Annotated in this window: 15 protein-coding genes and 1 tRNA gene; 2 read left to right on the top strand and 14 right to left on the bottom strand. The window is 72.7% G+C overall.

What is annotated here, in order from left to right; translation table 11 throughout:
* Window positions 1-53: 53 nt before the first annotated feature.
* From ABZ721_RS15735 to ABZ721_RS15695, 9 genes are all read right to left on the bottom strand, one after another.
* Complete coding sequence (locus tag ABZ721_RS15735) at window positions 54-1,718, bottom strand: long-chain fatty acid--CoA ligase (protein WP_358789175.1); 1,665 nt, start codon at window positions 1,716-1,718, stop codon at window positions 54-56.
* Window positions 1,719-1,787: 69 nt separating this feature from the next.
* Window positions 1,788-2,303 carry a SigE family RNA polymerase sigma factor gene (locus ABZ721_RS15730; protein WP_358789174.1) on the bottom strand — a complete coding sequence of 172 codons (516 nt, stop codon included), beginning with the start codon at window positions 2,301-2,303 and terminating at the stop codon, window positions 1,788-1,790.
* Window positions 2,304-2,566: 263 nt separating this feature from the next.
* Window positions 2,567-3,412 (bottom strand): DUF1906 domain-containing protein, encoded by an 846-nt coding sequence (locus tag ABZ721_RS15725; RefSeq protein WP_358789173.1) that lies wholly within the window; start codon window positions 3,410-3,412, stop codon window positions 2,567-2,569.
* Between the two features lie 63 nt (window positions 3,413-3,475).
* A complete protein-coding gene (locus ABZ721_RS15720) occupies window positions 3,476-4,660 on the bottom strand; it encodes a lipid-transfer protein (RefSeq protein WP_358789172.1) in 1,185 nt (394 codons plus the stop codon).
* Window positions 4,657-5,115, bottom strand: a complete 459-nt coding sequence (locus ABZ721_RS15715) for a MaoC family dehydratase (RefSeq protein WP_358789171.1) — start codon at window positions 5,113-5,115, stop codon at window positions 4,657-4,659. Before ABZ721_RS15715 ends, ABZ721_RS15720 begins: the two co-directional genes overlap by 4 nt.
* Entirely contained in the window at window positions 5,112-6,167 is a 1,056-nt protein-coding gene (locus tag ABZ721_RS15710) for an acyl-CoA dehydrogenase family protein (protein ID WP_358789170.1), read from the bottom strand. The genes ABZ721_RS15715 and ABZ721_RS15710 overlap by 4 nt, the downstream gene beginning before the upstream one ends.
* A gap of 1 nt (window position 6,168) precedes the next feature.
* Window positions 6,169-7,134, bottom strand: a complete 966-nt coding sequence (locus tag ABZ721_RS15705; protein WP_358789169.1) for an OB-fold domain-containing protein — start codon at window positions 7,132-7,134, stop codon at window positions 6,169-6,171.
* Window positions 7,131-8,291 carry an acyl-CoA dehydrogenase family protein gene (locus ABZ721_RS15700; protein WP_358789168.1) on the bottom strand — a complete coding sequence of 387 codons (1,161 nt, stop codon included), beginning with the start codon at window positions 8,289-8,291 and terminating at the stop codon, window positions 7,131-7,133. The genes ABZ721_RS15705 and ABZ721_RS15700 overlap by 4 nt, the downstream gene beginning before the upstream one ends.
* Before the next feature lie 265 nt (window positions 8,292-8,556).
* Window positions 8,557-8,865, bottom strand: coding sequence for a hypothetical protein (locus ABZ721_RS15695; RefSeq protein ID WP_358789167.1), 309 nt, complete (start codon window positions 8,863-8,865; stop codon window positions 8,557-8,559).
* A gap of 238 nt (window positions 8,866-9,103) precedes the next feature.
* On the opposite strand from ABZ721_RS15695, the gene ABZ721_RS15690 reads away from it, so the two are divergent.
* Entirely contained in the window at window positions 9,104-9,982 is an 879-nt protein-coding gene (locus ABZ721_RS15690) for a bifunctional DNA primase/polymerase (protein WP_358789166.1), read from the top strand.
* A 166-nt stretch (window positions 9,983-10,148) separates the two neighbouring features.
* On the top strand, window positions 10,149-10,379 hold the full coding sequence (locus tag ABZ721_RS15685) for a hypothetical protein (protein WP_358789165.1): 231 nt from the start codon (window positions 10,149-10,151) through the stop codon (window positions 10,377-10,379).
* Window positions 10,380-10,451: 72 nt separating this feature from the next.
* Here the strand turns inward: ABZ721_RS15685 and ABZ721_RS15680 are convergent.
* The 5 genes from ABZ721_RS15680 to ABZ721_RS15660 all read right to left on the bottom strand — a co-directional run bounded on the left by ABZ721_RS15680 (window position 10,452) and on the right by ABZ721_RS15660 (window position 16,019).
* Window positions 10,452-10,538 (bottom strand) — tRNA-Ser (locus tag ABZ721_RS15680).
* 149 nt (window positions 10,539-10,687) lie between these two features.
* Window positions 10,688-12,046, bottom strand: coding sequence for a dipeptidase (locus tag ABZ721_RS15675; protein WP_358789164.1), 1,359 nt, complete (start codon window positions 12,044-12,046; stop codon window positions 10,688-10,690).
* 3 nt (window positions 12,047-12,049) lie between these two features.
* Complete coding sequence (locus ABZ721_RS15670) at window positions 12,050-12,487, bottom strand: hypothetical protein (protein WP_358789163.1); 438 nt, start codon at window positions 12,485-12,487, stop codon at window positions 12,050-12,052.
* Window positions 12,484-13,974 (bottom strand): APC family permease, encoded by a 1,491-nt coding sequence (locus tag ABZ721_RS15665; RefSeq protein WP_358789162.1) that lies wholly within the window; start codon window positions 13,972-13,974, stop codon window positions 12,484-12,486. Before ABZ721_RS15665 ends, ABZ721_RS15670 begins: the two co-directional genes overlap by 4 nt.
* Window positions 13,975-14,228: 254 nt before the next feature.
* Complete coding sequence (locus ABZ721_RS15660; protein ID WP_358789161.1) at window positions 14,229-16,019, bottom strand: trypsin-like peptidase domain-containing protein; 1,791 nt, start codon at window positions 16,017-16,019, stop codon at window positions 14,229-14,231.
* Between the last annotated feature and the right edge of the window lie 147 nt (window positions 16,020-16,166).

Below are 16,166 nucleotides of genomic sequence, written 5' to 3'. Positions count from 1 at the left end.
ACCCACAGACGGGCCGGTCGGCGCTGCGCCGACCGGCCCGACCCGTCCGGGGTTCACTCCTTCGCGGCGCCCGCCACGTACGTCACGTCGATCTGCTCCAGCCGGTACTGCTCGCGGATGACCTTCTTGTCGAACTTGCCGACCGAGGTCTTCGGCACGGCCGGGATGATCGCCCAGCGCTCGGGCAGCTGCCAGCGCGCGATGCGCCCGGCGAGGAACTCCCGCAGCGTCTCGTAGGAGGCGGTGGCGCCCTCCTTCAGCACCACGGTCGCCAGCGGCCGCTCGCCCCAGCGGTCGTCGGGCACGGCGACGACCGCGGCCTCGGCGACGTCCGGGTGGGCCATGATGTGGTTCTCCAGGTCGACGGAGGAGATCCACTCACCACCCGACTTGATGACGTCCTTGGCCCGGTCGGTGAGGGTCAGGTAGCCGTCGGGCGAGATGACGCCGACGTCGCCGGTGCGCAGCCATCCGTCCGGGCTGAACTTGTCCTCGGGGCGCAGCGGCTCGGAGCCGGCGCCGCCGAAGTAGGCGCCGGCGATCCAGGGGCCGCGGACCTCCAGCTCGCCCGCGGACTCGCCGTCCCACGGCATGAACTCGCCCGCCGGGCCGACCAGCCGGGCCTCGACCGAGGCGGGGAAGCGGCCCTGGCTGGTGCGGTACGGCCACTCCTCCTCGGCGGTGAGGCCGGCCGGCGGGTGGGCCATGGTGCCGAGCGGCGAGGTCTCCGTCATGCCCCAGGCGTGGCACACCCGCACCCCGTGCTCCTCGTACGCCTTCATGAGGGCGGGCGGGCAGGCGGAGCCGCCGATGGTGACGGTGGCCATGGAGGAGATGTCGCGCGGCTTGGCCGCGAGCTCCGCGAGCAGGCCCTGCCAGATGGTCGGGACGGCCGCGGCGTAGGTGGGGCGCTCGCTCTCGATCATCTCGGCGAGCGGGGCCGGCTGCAGGAAGCGGTCCGGCATGAGCATGTTGATGCCGGTCATGAAGGTGGCGTGCGGCAGTCCCCAGGCGTTGACGTGGAACATGGGGACGACGAGGAGGGTCGTGTCGCGGTCCGTGAGACCCATCGACTCGGTCATGTTGACCTGCATCGAGTGCAGGTAGATGGAGCGGTGGGAGTAGACGACGCCCTTGGGGTCGCCGGTGGTGCCCGAGGTGTAGCACATGGCGGCGGCGTCCCGCTCGTCCAGCTCGGGCCAGTCGTACGTGGTCGGGCGGCCGGCCAGCAGCTCCTCGTAGTCGTGCACGGCGGGGCGACAGCCGTCGAGGAGCGAGCGGTCCCCGGCGCCGACGACGACGATGTGCTCGACGGGCTCCAGGACGGGCAGCAGCGGCGCGAGGAGCGGCAGCAGCGAGCCGTTGACGAGGATGACGCGGTCGGCGGCGTGGTTGACGATCCACGTCAGCTGCTCGGTGGGTAGCCGCAGGTTCAGCGTGTGCAGCACGGATCCCATGGACGGGATCGCGAGGTACGCCTCCATGTGTTCCGCGTTGTTCCACATGAGCGTTCCGACCCGTTCGTCCCGGGCCACCCCCAGCTCGTCGCGGAGCGCGTTCGCGAGCTGGATGGCCCGGACCCCGATCTCGCGGAAGGAGCGGCGGTGCGGCTCGGCGTCCCCGGTCCAGGTGGTGACCTGGGACCGACCGTGCACCAGCGCACCGTGGGTCAGGATGCGGGTGACGGTCAGCGGTACGTCCTGCATCGTGCTCAGCACCGGAAGCCTCCACGTATTACGTGCGGGTAGGGTCCCGGTGATTCTGCTTCCATACCAGTCGGTATGTCACTACCCAACGCGCAATTCGGGGTCATCCCGTAGTTTTCCGAGCGCTCGGGACACCGCGCTCTTGACGGTGCCGACCGAGACGCCGAGGGCCTCGGCCGTCTGTATCTCGCTCATGTCCTCGTAGTAGCGCAGCACCACCATGGCGCGTTGCCTGGCAGGAAGCCGGGAGATGGCCCGCAGCAGCGCATCGCGCTGGGCCTGCTGCTCGGTGTGGTCGGGAACGGTGGACAGCGGCTCGGGGACGTCCTCGGTCGCGAATTCGTCGACGCGGCGCTTGCGCCACTGCGAGGTGCGCGTGTTGACCAGCGTGCGGCGGACGTAGCCGTCCAGCGCCCGGTGGTCGTCGATGCGGTCCCATGCCAGGTACGTCTTGGTCAGCGCGGTCTGCAGCAGGTCCTCGGCGTCGCACGGGTTCGCGGTGAGCGAGCGCGCGGTACGCAGCAGCGTCGGGCCCTTGGCCCGGACGTAGCTGGAGAACTGCATCGTGCTGGTGCTGGTGCACACAGGCGTGGTCATGCCCATAACGCTATGAGCGCCGCCCGCCCGGCGGATCCGCCGGAGGTGCCGAAGCGGGATCACCCTGAAGTCGTAGGACGGGGGCTGTCCCCACCTCCCGTAGGCGGACCCGTCCCTGAGGATCACAGGGCCCTGGGTGGGGTCGGGAGGTGGGGTCGGAGCGGGGTGCGGGTCGTTCCGGGGGCCCGGGGACGGGCCGGCAGGCGATCCAGGGGGCAGGGGGTTTCGGGGGATCGGGGGGGTCGGGGTCGGGGTCGGGGAGGTCAGCCGATCACGGCGACCGGGGCGTCGACGAGGTCGCGGTCGATGGTGATCGTCCGGCCCCCGTACTGCTCCTTGGTGTTCCCCTGGTACTGGTGGATGCGGCTGTGCGGCTGCCAGGCCTCGCGGGGCAGCGCCGGCTCCGCCTCCAAGGTGGCCGGGACGTTCCAGCGGGCGTACCAGACGACGCTCGGCAGGTCGTCCACCCCGGCGGCGCGGGCCTTCTCCAGGTGCGCGATCCCGGAGTCCGCGCTGCTGTAGAAGCCCGGGATGTAGCCGAGCCGGCGCACCTCCCGGTCCCAGGCCTGGACGAAGGCGAGCGTCGTCGCCGTGCAGGACGCGGAGCGGATGTCGTACGCCTCCATGTCCAGGTACAGGGCGCTGTTCTCGACGAAGCCGAGGTCCTGGGCGCGCTGGACGGCGTCCCTGCCCTCGTTCGTGCCGCCCTGGCCCGGGTTGCCCTGGTCGATCGAGAACGCCTTCTTCGCGTCGCTCAGCGTGCAGGGCGCCTGCGAGCCCACGTAGATCGGCAGGATGCTCCAGCCGGTGTCGTTCACCGTCCGCACCCAGGACGGGGTGAGGTTCGGCTGCTGGGCGCAGGCGCGGCCCCGGCCGCCGAAGTACACGCCGACGGCACCGTAGGGGGAGGTGCCGCGCCAGGCCTGCATCGTGTCGGCCGCGGGGGTCTCGCAGGTCTCGAAGCCGGTCCCCTGGAAGAACCGGGCCCCGCGCAGCGAGTCGGCGTTGGGGTCGGCGCTCGCCACTCCGGCGCCGACCAGGCAGGCCAGCGACGTCAGGGCGGACAGGACGGGAAGGAAATATCGAATAATCCGGTTTGTTCCACGCATGGCGCGAGTCAACGCGCCGCGCCCGGCGGCCCCGGGCAGACACGCCCGCCCCGCCGCCCGGTTTCAGCCGTCTGCCGTCAGCACCAGCCCCGACGTCGGAACGCCCGTCCCGGCGGTGACCAGGACGCGCGCGGCGTCCGCCACCTGGTTGACGCTGCTGCCGCGCAGTTGGCGGACGCCCTCGGCGATGCCGTTCATCCCGTGCAGGTACGCCTCGCCGAGCTGGCCGCCGTGGGTGTTCACCGGCAGCCGGCCGTCGATCTCCAGGCCGCCGCCCGCCGCAAAGTCCGCCGCCTCGCCCCGGCCGCAGAAGCCGAACTCCTCCAACTGCATGAGCACGAAAGGGGTGAAGTGGTCGTAGAGCACGGCGGTGTCGATGTCGGCCGGCGCCAGCCCGGAGGTCCGCCACAGCTGGCGGGCGACCACCCCCATCTCCGGCAGCCCGGTCAGGTCGTCCCGGTAGAAGCTCGTCATCTGCTCCTGCGCGCGGCCCGCGCCCTGCGCGGCGGCCGCGATCACGGCGGGCGGGTGCCGCAGGTCGCGGGCCCGCTCGGGCGACGTCACGACGATCGCCTGGCCGCCGTCCGTCTCCTGGCAGCAGTCCAGCAGCCGCAGCGGCTCGACGATCCAGCGCGAGGCGGCGTGGTCGGCGAGGGTGATCGGCTTGCCGTGGAAGTACGCGGCGGGGTTGTTCGCGGCATGGCGGCGGTCGGCGACCGCGACCGGCCCGAACGCGGACGGATCGAGGCCGAAGGCGTGCAGGTAGCGCTGCGCCGCCATGGCGACCCACGAGGCGGGCGTGAGCAGGCCCGAGGGCAGGTTGGCGCCGAGCGCCACCCCCTCGGCGGAGGGGTCGCGCTGCTGGACCCCCGACCCGAAGCGGCGGCCCGACCGCTCGTTGAACGCGCGGTAGCAGACGACCACGTCGGCCACCCCGGTCGCCACCGCCATCGCCGCCTGCTGGACGGTCGCGCAGGCGGCCCCGCCGCCGTAGTGGACGCGCGAGAAGAACGACAGCTCGCCGATGCCGGCCGCCTGGGCGACCGTGATCTCCGGGCTGGTGTCCATGGTGAACGTGACCAGCCCGTCGACGTCTGCCGGCGTCAGCCCGGCGTCGTCCAGGGCCGCCCGCACGGCCTCCACGGTGAGCTTCAGCTCGCTGCGCCCGGAGTCCTTGGAGAACTCCGTCGCGCCGATCCCGGCGATCGCGGCCCTGCCGCCGAGGCTGTCGCGGTTGCGGACGCTCATACGGCTTCCTCCGGGCTCCGGGCGGCGGTCGGGAGCACGGCGGTCACCGTGCCGGTGACGTGGTGCCCGAGGTGGTTGGCGCCGAGGACGGCGATCTCGACGGTGGTGGCCGAGGCGTCGCCGTCGACGGACGTCACCCGGCCGGTCAGCACCATCTCGTCGCCCGGGTAGTTCGGCGCCCCCAGCCGGATCCGCACCGCTCGCAGCACCGCGCCGGGCCCGGCCCACTCGGTGACGTAGCGGCCGACCAGGCCGTTCGTGGTGAGGATGTTCATGAAGATGTCCGGCGAGCCCTTCTGCCGGGCGAGCTCCACGTCGTGGTGCACGTCCTGGAAGTCCCGCGAGGCGATGGCACCCGCGACGATCAGCGTGCGGGTGACCGGGACGCGCAGCGGCGGCAGTTCGTCGCCCGCCCGCACGGGGCCGGCCGGTACCCGGACCGGGGAGTGCGTCATACGGCCTCCTCCTCGTGCTCGCTCTTGCCCTGGTCGACGGCCGGATCGGCCAGCAGCGCGCCGAGTTCGGCGAGCACCTCGGCCCCGCCGCCGAGATACGCGTCCAGCTGCCGCCCCCACAGGAAGTGCCGGTGGACGGGGTGCTCGAGGTCCGCGCCGATCCCGCCGTGCAGGTGCTGCCCGGCGTGGACGACGCGCTTGCCGCCCTCGGACGCCCACCAGGCGGCGGTCAGGGCGTGGGAGTCGGCGGCGAGCGCGTTGTCGAAGCGCCAGGCCGCCTCGTAGGCGGTGACGCGGATCGCCTCGGTGTCCATGTACATGTCGGCGGCGCGCAGCAGCACCGCCTGGTTCGTGGACAGCGGACGCCCGAACTGCTCGCGCACCGACGTGTACGCGACCGCCCGCGCCAGCGACCCGGCGCAGACGCCCGCCTGGAGCCCCGCGAAGGCGGTGCGGGCCCGCGCGAGGACCTGCCCGTAGGCGCTCGCGTCGCCGAGCGGCTCGGCGGGCGTGCCGTCCAGCACGAGCCGGCCGGCGGCCCAGGGGGCCGTGGTCGCGACGGGCTCGACGCCGGCGGGGACCGGCAGCCAGAACAGCCGGGTGCCAGTGCCGGTCGTGGCGGTGCCGGTCGTGGCGGGGACGAGGACGTGCGTGGCCTCGCACAGCCAGGGCACGGCGGGGAAGGTGCCGGTCAGCCGGGGGCCGTCGGCGCTCGCGACCGCGCGCGCCGACCGGTGCGGGAAGGCTCCCGTGGCGACGTACGACCCGTCGCGCAGGCCGGGCAGCAGGCGCGCGCGCTGCTCGTCGGTGCCGTACGCGCCGACCGGCAGCAGGCCGTACGCGCAGGTCGCGGCGAGCGGGACGGCCGAGGTCCGGCGGCCCACCTCCTCCAGCAGCAGCACCAGGCCGAGCAGCCCGATCTCCTCGACGGCGGCGACGAGTCCCGCCTCGCACAGCGCGCTCCACGCCTTCAGGGGGTCGGTGCTGCGGTCGAGGATCCCGGCGGCGAGCCCGCTCGCCGCCGATTGCTCCTCGGTGGGTGTGAAGTCCATGTCAGCCCTCTCCGGCTTCCACCGACCGGAAGACGGGCAGCGTGAACTCGCCGTCCACCGTCAGGAAATCGAGCGTCACGGGGAGCCCCGCGCGCACCTTGTCGTACGGCACTCCCGTGACGTTGCCGAGGACGCGCACGCCCTCCGCCAGCTCGACGAGGGCGACCGCGTACGGCGGATCGAAGGCCGGGAACGGCGGATGGTGCATGACGACGTAGCTGAAGACGGTGCCCGCGCCCGCCGCCGGGACCGTGTCCCAGTCCGGGCAGCCGCACGCGTTGCAGCCCGGCAGCCACGGCAGCCGCAGCGTGCCGCAGCCGGTGCAGCGCTGGATGAGCAGCTCGTGCCGCTCCAGCGCCTCCCAGTAGCCGGCGTTGTCGCGGTTGACGACGGGGCGCGGGCGGGTGGCCCTGACGGCGGGCTTCGCGTCGGCCCGGGGGCTCGCGGGGTCCGGGGGCCGCGCGGGCGCGTACTTGAGGATGCGGAAGCGATGGGTGCCGGACAGCTCGCCGTTCGCCTGGACGTCCATCCGCGTCGTGACGAAGTGGCCGGTGCCGAGCTTGGTGGTCTTGCGCGGCGAGATGGACTCGATGACGGCGTCGTACGTGATCCGGTCGCCGGGCCGCAGCGGCCTGAGGTACTCCTGCTCGCAGTCGGTCGCGACGACCGAGGTGCAGCCGGCCTCGTCGAGGAGCGCCAGGACGTCGTCGTAGGCGCTGGAGCGCGCGGTGCCCGCCGTGTGGCCGGAGAGCCCGCCCATGGTCCACACCTGGAGCATGGTGGCCGGGGCGGAGCCGTCGGCGGGGACGGGGTGGCCCATCGCCTCGCACCAGTGGCGGATCATCGGTTCGTTGACCGGGTCCTTGCCCTCGCCCCCGGCCGCGGCGACCTGCCCGACGTGGACCGCGAGCCGCTCGTACAGCTCGTCCGGCCCGTCCTGCCCGTTGCCGGCTGCTTCGCCCGTCACCGCTTGCTCCTCTTCATCCCGAGCCGCATCGTCGCGACGATCTCCCGCTGGACCTCGCTGACCCCGCCGCCGAAGGTGTTGATCTGCGCGGCCCGGTTCATCCGTTCCAGTTCGCCCCTCTCGCCGCCCCGGATGAGCGCGTCCTCCCCGACCGCCTCCTGGAGCGCCCGGTAGACCTCGATCGCGCTCTCGGTGCCCGCGAACTTCACGCCCGACGCGTCGCCGGGGGTGAGGGTGCCGGCGCCGACGTCCTGGACCAGGCGCCAGTTGAGCAGCCGGGTCGCGGAGAGCCGGGCGTGGGCCTCGGCCAGCCGGGACGCCACCCAGGGGGTGTCGATCCGGCGGGTGCCGTCCGGGCCGGGTGCGCGGGCGCTCGCGAGCGCCGCGTCGTAGAGGTCCTCGGCCTGCATGCCGATGGCGGCCAGCGCGACCCGCTCGTGGTTGAGCTGGTTGGTGATCAGCGACCAGCCGGCGTTCTCCTCGCCGACGAGGTTGCCGGACGGGACGCGGACGCCGTCGTAGTACGTGGCGCTGGTGGTCTGGCCGCCGACGGTGTGGATCGGGGTCCAGGAGAAGCCGGGGGTGTCCGTCGGCACGAGGATGATCGAGATGCCCCGGTGCTTGGGGGCCTCGGGGTCGGTGCGGCAGGCGAGCCAGATCCAGTCGGCGCCCTGGGCGTTGCTGGTGAAGGTCTTGGAGCCGTCGATCAGCCACTCGCCGTCGGCGCGGACGGCGCGGGTGCGGAGGGAGGCGAGGTCGGTGCCCGCGTCGGGTTCGGTGTACCCGATCGCGAAGACGCACTCGCCGGCCAGGATCCGGGGGAGGAAGTACTCCCTCTGGGCGGCCGTCCCGTACTTCATCAGGGTCGGGCCGACGGTGTTGAGGGTGACCATCGACACGGGGGCGCCGGCCCGGTAGGACTCGTCGAAGAACACGAACTGCTCGTCGGGGCCGCGGCCCTGCCCGCCGTACTCGGTGGGCCAGCCGAGGCCGAGCAGGCCGTCGGCGGCGATCCGCCGCAGCAGGCCCCGGGCGAGCGGGCCGCCGGGCGGCTCGGCCCGGAGGGCCTCGCGGGTCTCCTCGGGTATCAGCCGGCCGAAGTAGTCGCGCAGCTCGGCCCGTAGCCGGAGCTGGCGCGGGGTGGGGGCGAGGTGCACGGGGACGGCCTCCGCGGGTTTCCGGGTTCCGGATTTCTGACGTACCGTCAGATTCCTGGTCCCGGCCCGCCCCTGTCAAGGCGTGGGAAGTTGTCCACAGGCTGTGGACGGAAGTTCGGAAACCTCTGGACAAGCCGTCCGGGCCTCTCGCCCGAGCACCCGGCCAAGATCCACCGGTACATCCTGCCGGGAGAACGCGACCGCGCGACGGCACTGGGCGTGCCGCCGCGCGGTCGTGTCACCTACCCCCGGTCGTACCGGTACGTCACCACCACAGGGGGGAGAAGTGCACGTTCACGTTGCTCTGCCCGATGCTGGTGAACCCGGAGCCGTTCACGCTCGCGGTGTTGTTCTGGTTCGAGGCGCCCGATCCGCTCGCGCCCTGCTGGGTGGTCGTCACGTTGCCGTGGTTCGAACCGCCCACGTTGCCACCGGTGTTGCTCACGATGGTCGCGTTCGAGTGGTCGCCGGCGAAAGCGCCGTCGTCAGCAGCTGCCGACCCCGCGAAGAGGACCGCGGCGACGGGGAGTGCCGCCAGCGCGGTGAGGACGCGGAAGGTGCGGATGCTTGCCATGTTGTTCCTCCACAGAACTGAGAACGGGATGCTGCGAGGCGGTTGGCCGACCGCTCCGCTCGATTGATCACGACGTCGCCGGAAGCAGAATTGCCCACGCAATGCCCGACGAACCCACCCGGATGGCCTCTTTAGCTCGCAAGCGTGATGATCTGTCGACAAACCTGCAAAGCGTCCTAAAAGCTCTTTTCACCCTGCCCCCTTCCCTTTTTTCGAACATGAGTACGAAAATAGGGCCATGGCCTCCTCCGTCCTGCACAGCGCCGCGCTCGCCAACGCCCTGGCCGCCGCCTCCCGGCAACTGGCGGTCATCCCGCTCTCCCGCACCAAGCTCCCCGCCGTGCGCTCCCCGCACCGCGGCGAGCCCCCGCGGGGCGCGGACACCGCACCCGCGCGCTGCCTGGGCGAGTGCGGCCGGATCGGCCACGGCGTGCACGACGCGACCACCGACCACGACGCCGTCCGCGCGCTGTTCGCCGCCGCGCCCTGGGCCACCGGCTACGGCATCGCCTGCGGGGTCGCCCCGCACCACCTCGTCGGCCTCGACCTGGACGTCAAGCACGGCCTGGACGGGGTCGCGGCCCTCGCCGCCCTGGCGCGCGAACACGGCTTCGCCGTCCCGGAGACCGTGACGGTCCTCACCCCCAGCGGCGGCCGCCACCTGTGGTTCACCGGGCACGCCGGGACCGCCGTCCCCAACTCGGTCGGCAGGCCGGGCGCCGCCCCCGGGCCCGGCATCGACGTCCGCGGCCACGGCGGCTATCTGGTGGGCCCCGGTTCCGTCACCAACGCCGGCCGCTATTTGCTGGACCCCCGCTCCCCCGGTCTACCGGCGGCCCCGATCCCCGCCCGGCTGCTGCGCCTCCTCACGCTGCCCCCGCCCGCGTTACCCCGCCGCCCGGTCCCCCGGCACTCGCTCGCGCTCGTCCAGTTCGTCCGCGACTCCCCGCATGGCCAGCGCAACTCGCGGCTGTACTGGGCCGCGTGCCGCGCGTACGAGTCCGGCAACGGCGACGCGCTCGCCCCCGCGCTGATCGAAGCCGCCACCCGGACCGGCCTGCCGCACCAGGAGGCCGCCGCCACCGTCGCCTCCGCCGCGCGCCAGGCTGCGCCGTAATTCGAACACGTGCTTGAATTGCCTGGCCATGCCGCGTACGGGCCCCCGCCCGCGCCGCGCACGGCGCTGCGCCGGACCAGCCGACCCGCGGAGTCCGCCGCCAACCCACCGCCCTGGCCCCGGCCTTGGGCCCCGAGAGCAGTGCGACGAACGAGAGGGCGCGGCCATGAGCGCGGACGCGCCCCGGTATCTGACCGATCGGCAGGAGCAGATCGCGAAGGTCGTCGTCGAGTGGACGGACCTCTACGGCTACCCGCCGACCGTCCGCGAGATCGGCGCGGCCGTCGGCCTGCGCAGCCCCGCCACGGTCGCCCACCACCTGCGGATCATGGAGCGCATGGGCGTCCTCACCCGCGTCCCGGGCCGCCACCGCTCCTACCAGGTACACCGCCCCTGAACCCGCGGACCCCCGCCGGAGACCACCGAAGGGGCGCCCGCTCGATGCGGGCGCCCCTTCGTCAGGTCGCTGCGGAGGATGTGAGATTCGAACTCACGGTGACATCGCTGCCACGACGGTTTTCAAGACCGTTCCCTTAGGCCGCTCGGGCAATCCTCCCGCGCCCCGCCACCTGCGGTGGAGCGGCTACAGCCTAGCGTCTGCCGCGCTTTGGCAGAGCCCCTGGCCCACACCCGGCCCACGGGCTTCCCGGAACCGCGTTCCGGGGAGCCTCGCGGACGGGCTGCCGCCCGTGGGGATCGGACGCGTCAGCGCGGAGCGGTGCCGGCGTAGGCGCGGAGGAACGCGGCTTCGACGTGGGCCATGTTCTGGATCTCCGTGGGGTCGACGCTCTCGTTGGGCGCGTGGATGAGGCACTGGGGTTCCTCGACGCCCATGAGGATGATCTCCGCGTCGGGGTAGGTGTCGGCGAGGACGTTGCACAGCGGGATGGACCCGCCCTGGCCCAGGTAGGCCAGGGGTTTGCCGTAGACCTGCCGCATGGCCGTGTCGAGTGCCGCGTACGCGGAGCCGTCGGTGTCGGCGCGGAACGGGGAGCCCGTGCTCTCGGTCTCGACGGAGACCCGCACCCCCCAGGGTGTCGCCTCGGTGAGGTGCCGGGTCAGGGCGTCGAGGGCGGCCGACGGGTCTGTGCCCGGCGGGACGCGCAGGCTGACGCGCGCCCGCGCGGTGTGCGGCACGGCGGCGGCCGATCCGACGACGGGCGGGCAGTCGATGCCGAGGACGGTGACGGCCGGGCGGGCCCACAGCCGGTCGGCGACGCTGCCGGTCCCGGTGAGCCGGACGCCGTTCAGGACGCCGGCGTCGTCGCGGAACTGCTGCTCGTCGTAGCCGACGCCCTCCCAGGTGCCCTCGCACTCCATCCCCTGGACGCGCGTGGCGCCGGTCTGCGGGTCCCGCAGGGTCGACAGCGTCTGGATCAGGGCCGCCAGGGCGTCGGGCGCGGGTCCTCCGAACATGCCGGAGTGGATCTCGCCGCGCAGGCTGCTGAAGGTGACGACGACATTGACCAGACCGCGCAGCGTGATGGTCGCGGTGCCGACGCCGACGGCCGCGTTGCCCGTGTCGCACACCAGGAGGGCGTCCGCCGCGAACTGCTCGGGGTGCTGCGCGACGTACTGCTCCAGGCCGCCGGTGCCCTGTTCCTCCGAGCCTTCCGCGACGAACCGGATGCCGACGGGGATGTCGTCGCCGAGCGCCCGCAGAGCGGTGAGGTGCATGACGATGTTGCCCTTGCAGTCCGCGGCGCCGCGCCCGTACCAGCGTCCGTCGCGTTCGGTGAGCGCGAACGGCTCGGTGGTCCAGGCCGCTTCGTCCAGCGGGGGCTGGACGTCGTAGTGGCAGTAGAGCAGGACGGTGGGGGCGCCGGGCGGGGGCGGGCGGTGGCCGAGCACGGCGTGGCTGCCGTCCGGGGTCAGCGCGAGGTGGACGTCTTCCAGACCCGCCTCGGTGAAGGCGTCGGCGACCCACTGGGCGGCCTGGCGGCACTTCTCGGGCGGGTACTGGCGGGGGTCGGCGACCGAGGGGATCGCGACGAGTTCGGTGAGGTCGGCCTTGGCCCGGGGCATCAGGGCGGCGATACGGGCCGCGAGATCGGGGTCGTTCACGGCCTACCGCCTCACCGTGGTGTCGGTCTTGAGGTCGTCGATCCTGTCCTTGATCTTGTCGAGCTTGTCCGGGCAGTAGATCCGGATGATCGTGGCGGCGGCCCGCAGGGCGCGTCCGTCGCCGATGACGGGACGCTGCCCGACGAAGGCGGCCCCGTTGGAGACGTTGATCTTCCACAGGGCGGACTTGAGGGCGCTGGCGGGATCGTTGCAGACGTTGCCGCCGTCGGTGCCCAGGGTGCGCTCGATCGTGCCGGTGTCCGGGCGGGGGTAGCCGGCCTCGACGGCGGCGTCCGCGAGTTGGTTGGCCTTCTCGGAAGCCTCTCGGCCCGTCTTGACGGTGTTGTACTGGATGATCCCGACGACGGCGAGGACGACCAGCAGGACGATGGCCCCGATGTAGAGCCACCTGTGTTCGGAGGCGAAACGGGTGGGGCTCATGCCGCACCTCCCTCACCGGCGGCCGCGTTGTCGGCCGTGTGGGTGCGCCAGCCGGGCTTGCGCAGTTTCAGGAACGCCCAGGGGATCAGCAGGCCGAGGATCAGCAGGCCGCCGCCGACGACGCCGACGTAGGCCAGGACACTGCCGCCGCCGAACTGGGAGGGCGGCACGAACCCGATCGCCAGCGCGGCCAGCGAGGCGGCCAGGCCGACCCCGCAGAGCAGACCGAGGGCGGGGGCCCGGTAGCCGCGCGGGTGGTCAGGCTGGGTCTTCCGCAGCCGGACGGCGGCGGCGAACATCAGCAGGTAGACGATCAGGTACACCTGCGTGGTGATCGTCGAGAAGATCCAGTACACGTTGGAGACACCCGGGATCAGCGCGTACATCAGCGCGATGACCGTGGTGACGATGCCCTGCGTGACCAGGATGTTCTGCTGGATGCCGTTCTTGTTGAGCTTCTGCAGGTACGGGGGCAGGTACCCCTCGCTGCGGGAGATCTCCAGCAGACCCTTGGAAGGACCGGCGAGCCAGGTCAGCATGCCGCCGAGCGCGGCGGCCACCAGCATGACGGCGGCGATCGGGGTCAGCCAGCCGACGTGGAAGTAGCCGAAGAAGGCGTCGAACGCCTGCATGACACCCGCGGTCAGACTCAGCTGGTCGGCGGGCACGACCCAGCTGATGGCCAGCGCCGGCAGGATGAAGATGAGCAGGACCAGGCCCATCGCCAGGAACATCGACTTCGGATACTCCTTGGCGGGGTTCTTCAGCGAGGAGACGTGGACGGCGTTCATCTCCATCCCCGAGTAGGAGAGGAAGTTGTTCACGATCAGTACGAGGCTGGCGAGGCCGGCCCACTGCGGCATCAGATGGCTGGCCGTCATCGGGGCGGCCGAGGGGTTGCCCTGGCCGAGGAAGACCATGCCGAGGACGACCAGCACCGTGCCGGGCACCAGCGTGCCGATGATCAGTCCCCAGGAGGAGAGACCGGCCAGCGCCTTCGTACCGCGGGAGGAGATCCATACGCCGGTCCAGTACAGCACCATGATCACGATGGCCGTGTAGAGGCCGTTGGAGGCCAGTGCGGGATCGATGACGTACGCGATGGTGCTGGCCACGAACGCCAGCAGGCTCGGGTAGTAGAAGATCGTCATCGCGAACTGGCACCACACCGCGAGGAATCCGAGCGGCTTCGACAAGCCCTCGCTGACCCACCGGTAGACGCCGCCGTTCCACCCCGACGCCAGCTCGGCGGAGACCAGCGCGGTCGGCAGCAGGAACACGATCGCCGGGATCAGGTACAGGAACACGCACGCCAGGCCGTAGACGGCCATGGTCGGCGCGGCCCTGAGGCTGGCCACCGACGCCGTCGTCATCATCGCCAGGGTCACCCAGCTGAGCAGCGGCGTGGCCGGGCGGGTCACCACCGCCGCCGTCCGGCCCGAAGCCCGCTGCCGCGGAGCATCGGCCGGCATGTCCATGGAACTCACGGGCAGCCTCCGTCTCATGGAACGGCGCAGCCGGACACCGGCGACGCTCACATGCCGTCAGCATCAGCGGCCCCGGGCTGATCGGCATCGCGAGCCAGCCGAACGGGTGACACGTCCGCCGGCCGCCATGCGGGTCGGTTCGGCCCGAACGCGGCCCGCACGCAGGAGGCGTAAACGACAGGAGGCGGGGTGCCGGTATTGCTACCGGCACCCCGCCTCAACTGGCCTGACAGCCCCTTGGGGGCCCGTCAGGGTCAGTTCGTCTCGTCGCCGTCGCGCTTACCGAGGGTGAGGGTGGCTGTGGCGGTCTTGCCGCCGCGGGTGTAGGTGATGGTGACCTTGTCGCCGGGCTGGCGCTGCCAGATGGCGCCGATCAGGGTCTGACCGCTGTCGATGACGGTGTCGTCGAACTTGGTGATGATGTCGCCGGGCTTGAGGCCCGCCTTGTCGCCCGGGCCGTTCGGGACGACGGCCGGGTTGCCGCCGTTGCCGTTCTCGGTGACCTTGGCGCCCTCGCCGCGGTACTGGGTGTCCAGGGACACGCCGATCACCGGGTAGACGGGCTTGCCGGTCGCGATGAGGTTGGCGGCGACGCGCTTGGCCTGGTTGATCGGGATGGCGAAGCCGAGGCCGACGCTGCCGGCCTGGGACTTGCCGTCGCCGCCGCCGGCGGACTGGATGGCCGAGTTGATCCCTATGACCGCGCCGTTGGCGTTCAGCAGCGGGCCGCCGGAGTTGCCCGGGTTGATCGACGCGTCGGTCTGGATGGCGCTCATGTACGAGGCGCTGGCGCCCTGGCCGTCGCTGGAGGCGACGGGGCGGTGCATGGCGCTGACGATGCCGGTGGTCACCGTGCCGGAGAGGCCGAAGGGGGCGCCGATGGCGATGGTGGCGTCACCGACCTTCGTGGCGTCGGAGTCGCCCAGCGGTATCGGGTCGAGCTTCGCGTCGCCGGCGTTCTTCAGCTTGATGACGGCCACGTCGTAACCCTGGGCGCGGCCGATGACCTCGGCGTCGTACTTCTTGCCGTTGGAGAACGTCGCGGTCAGCTTGCCGCCGTCGGCGGCCGGGGCCACCACGTGGTTGTTGGTGAGGATGTGGCCCTGCTTGTCGAAGACGAAGCCGGTGCCGGTGCCGCTCTCGCTGCCGCCCGACGCCTCGATCGTCACGACGCTCGGCAGCGCCTTGGCGGCGATGCCCGCCACCGAGTTGGGCGCGCGGTCCAGGACCTTGGGGTCCGAGGACGAACTGACGGTGGTGGAGTTGTTGTTGTCCTCCTTCTGGGCGGCCCAGTAGCCGACGCCACCGCCGACACCGCCGGCCACGAGCGCGGCCACCAGCACCGCGGCGACCAGCGACCCCATGCCGCGCGGCTTGCGCTCGGCGGGCGGCGGCGCGGGCACGTGGGTGCCCCACACCGGGCCGCCGGGACCGCCGGGCTGCCCCGGCTGGGGGAGCGCGCCGGCGTACTGCGGGTACTGCGCCGTCTGCGGGGCGCCCGGGTACGGGTGCTGGGCGTGGCCCTGCGACGGGTCGGGGTACGACGAGCCGGGCGCCGCGGTCAGCACGCCCGCGGGCGCGGCGTACGGGTCCGCCGCGGCGGGCTCCCCGTAGGGCGCGGCCGGGGCGGGTTCGCCGCGGGACGCGGCCGGTTCGCCGTACGGCGCGGCCGCGGCCGGTTCGCCGTACGCGGGCGCGGCCGGTTCGCTGTGCGCCGCGGGCGCCGCGGGCGCCGCGGGCGCCGGTGCGGCGGGCTCGCGGTACGCCGCGGGGGGCGTCGGGTCGCCGTGCGACACGGAGGCGGGGGACGGGGCGGGCAGGGAGTCGGCCACCGGCGCGGCGGGAGCGGGGATGTCGGGCCGGGCCGGGGGGACCGTCGGCAGGACGGCGGTCGGCGGCTCGGCCGGGGGCGCCGGCGCGGCGGCGGGAGCGGCGGGTTCGGCCGGGGAGGCCGCCTTCGAGAGCTCACCGTGCTCCCGCGCGACCGACTCCGCGCCGGGCTCGGGCGCAGCCGGGACCTGGCCGGCCTCGTTCTCGGTGCTCACAGCGGTTCTCCTATGGTCTGAGCGCGGGTGTCGGACTGGACACAGCATTTCCCACCGGGTGTCGGACCGCCGTAAGCGGTAGCTGTGTATGACCCGCGTATGGAGCCGGGCGTGTGGCGGTGCCCCCGGTACGCGGTCGGCTTTCCG

The organism is Streptomyces sp. NPDC006733 (genome assembly GCF_040636125.1).
GTDB lineage: Bacteria > Actinomycetota > Actinomycetes > Streptomycetales > Streptomycetaceae > Actinacidiphila.
The sequence above is the reverse complement of the archived record's forward strand: the minus strand, read 5'-3'. Positions and strand labels throughout refer to the sequence as shown.

Coding starts and splice junctions, on each gene's coding strand:
- ABZ721_RS15730 (WP_358789174.1), bottom strand. CDS start 2,303: ATGACCACGCCTGTGTGCACCAGCACCAGCACGATGCAGTTCTCCAGC.
- ABZ721_RS15725 (WP_358789173.1), bottom strand. CDS start 3,412: ATGCGTGGAACAAACCGGATTATTCGATATTTCCTTCCCGTCCTGTCC.
- ABZ721_RS15720 (WP_358789172.1), bottom strand. CDS start 4,660: ATGAGCGTCCGCAACCGCGACAGCCTCGGCGGCAGGGCCGCGATCGCC.
- ABZ721_RS15715 (WP_358789171.1), bottom strand. CDS start 5,115: ATGACGCACTCCCCGGTCCGGGTACCGGCCGGCCCCGTGCGGGCGGGC.
- ABZ721_RS15710 (WP_358789170.1), bottom strand. CDS start 6,167: ATGGACTTCACACCCACCGAGGAGCAATCGGCGGCGAGCGGGCTCGCC.
- ABZ721_RS15695 (WP_358789167.1), bottom strand. CDS start 8,865: ATGGCAAGCATCCGCACCTTCCGCGTCCTCACCGCGCTGGCGGCACTC.
- ABZ721_RS15690 (WP_358789166.1), top strand. CDS start 9,104: ATGGCCTCCTCCGTCCTGCACAGCGCCGCGCTCGCCAACGCCCTGGCC.
- ABZ721_RS15685 (WP_358789165.1), top strand. CDS start 10,149: ATGAGCGCGGACGCGCCCCGGTATCTGACCGATCGGCAGGAGCAGATC.
- ABZ721_RS15670 (WP_358789163.1), bottom strand. CDS start 12,487: ATGAGCCCCACCCGTTTCGCCTCCGAACACAGGTGGCTCTACATCGGG.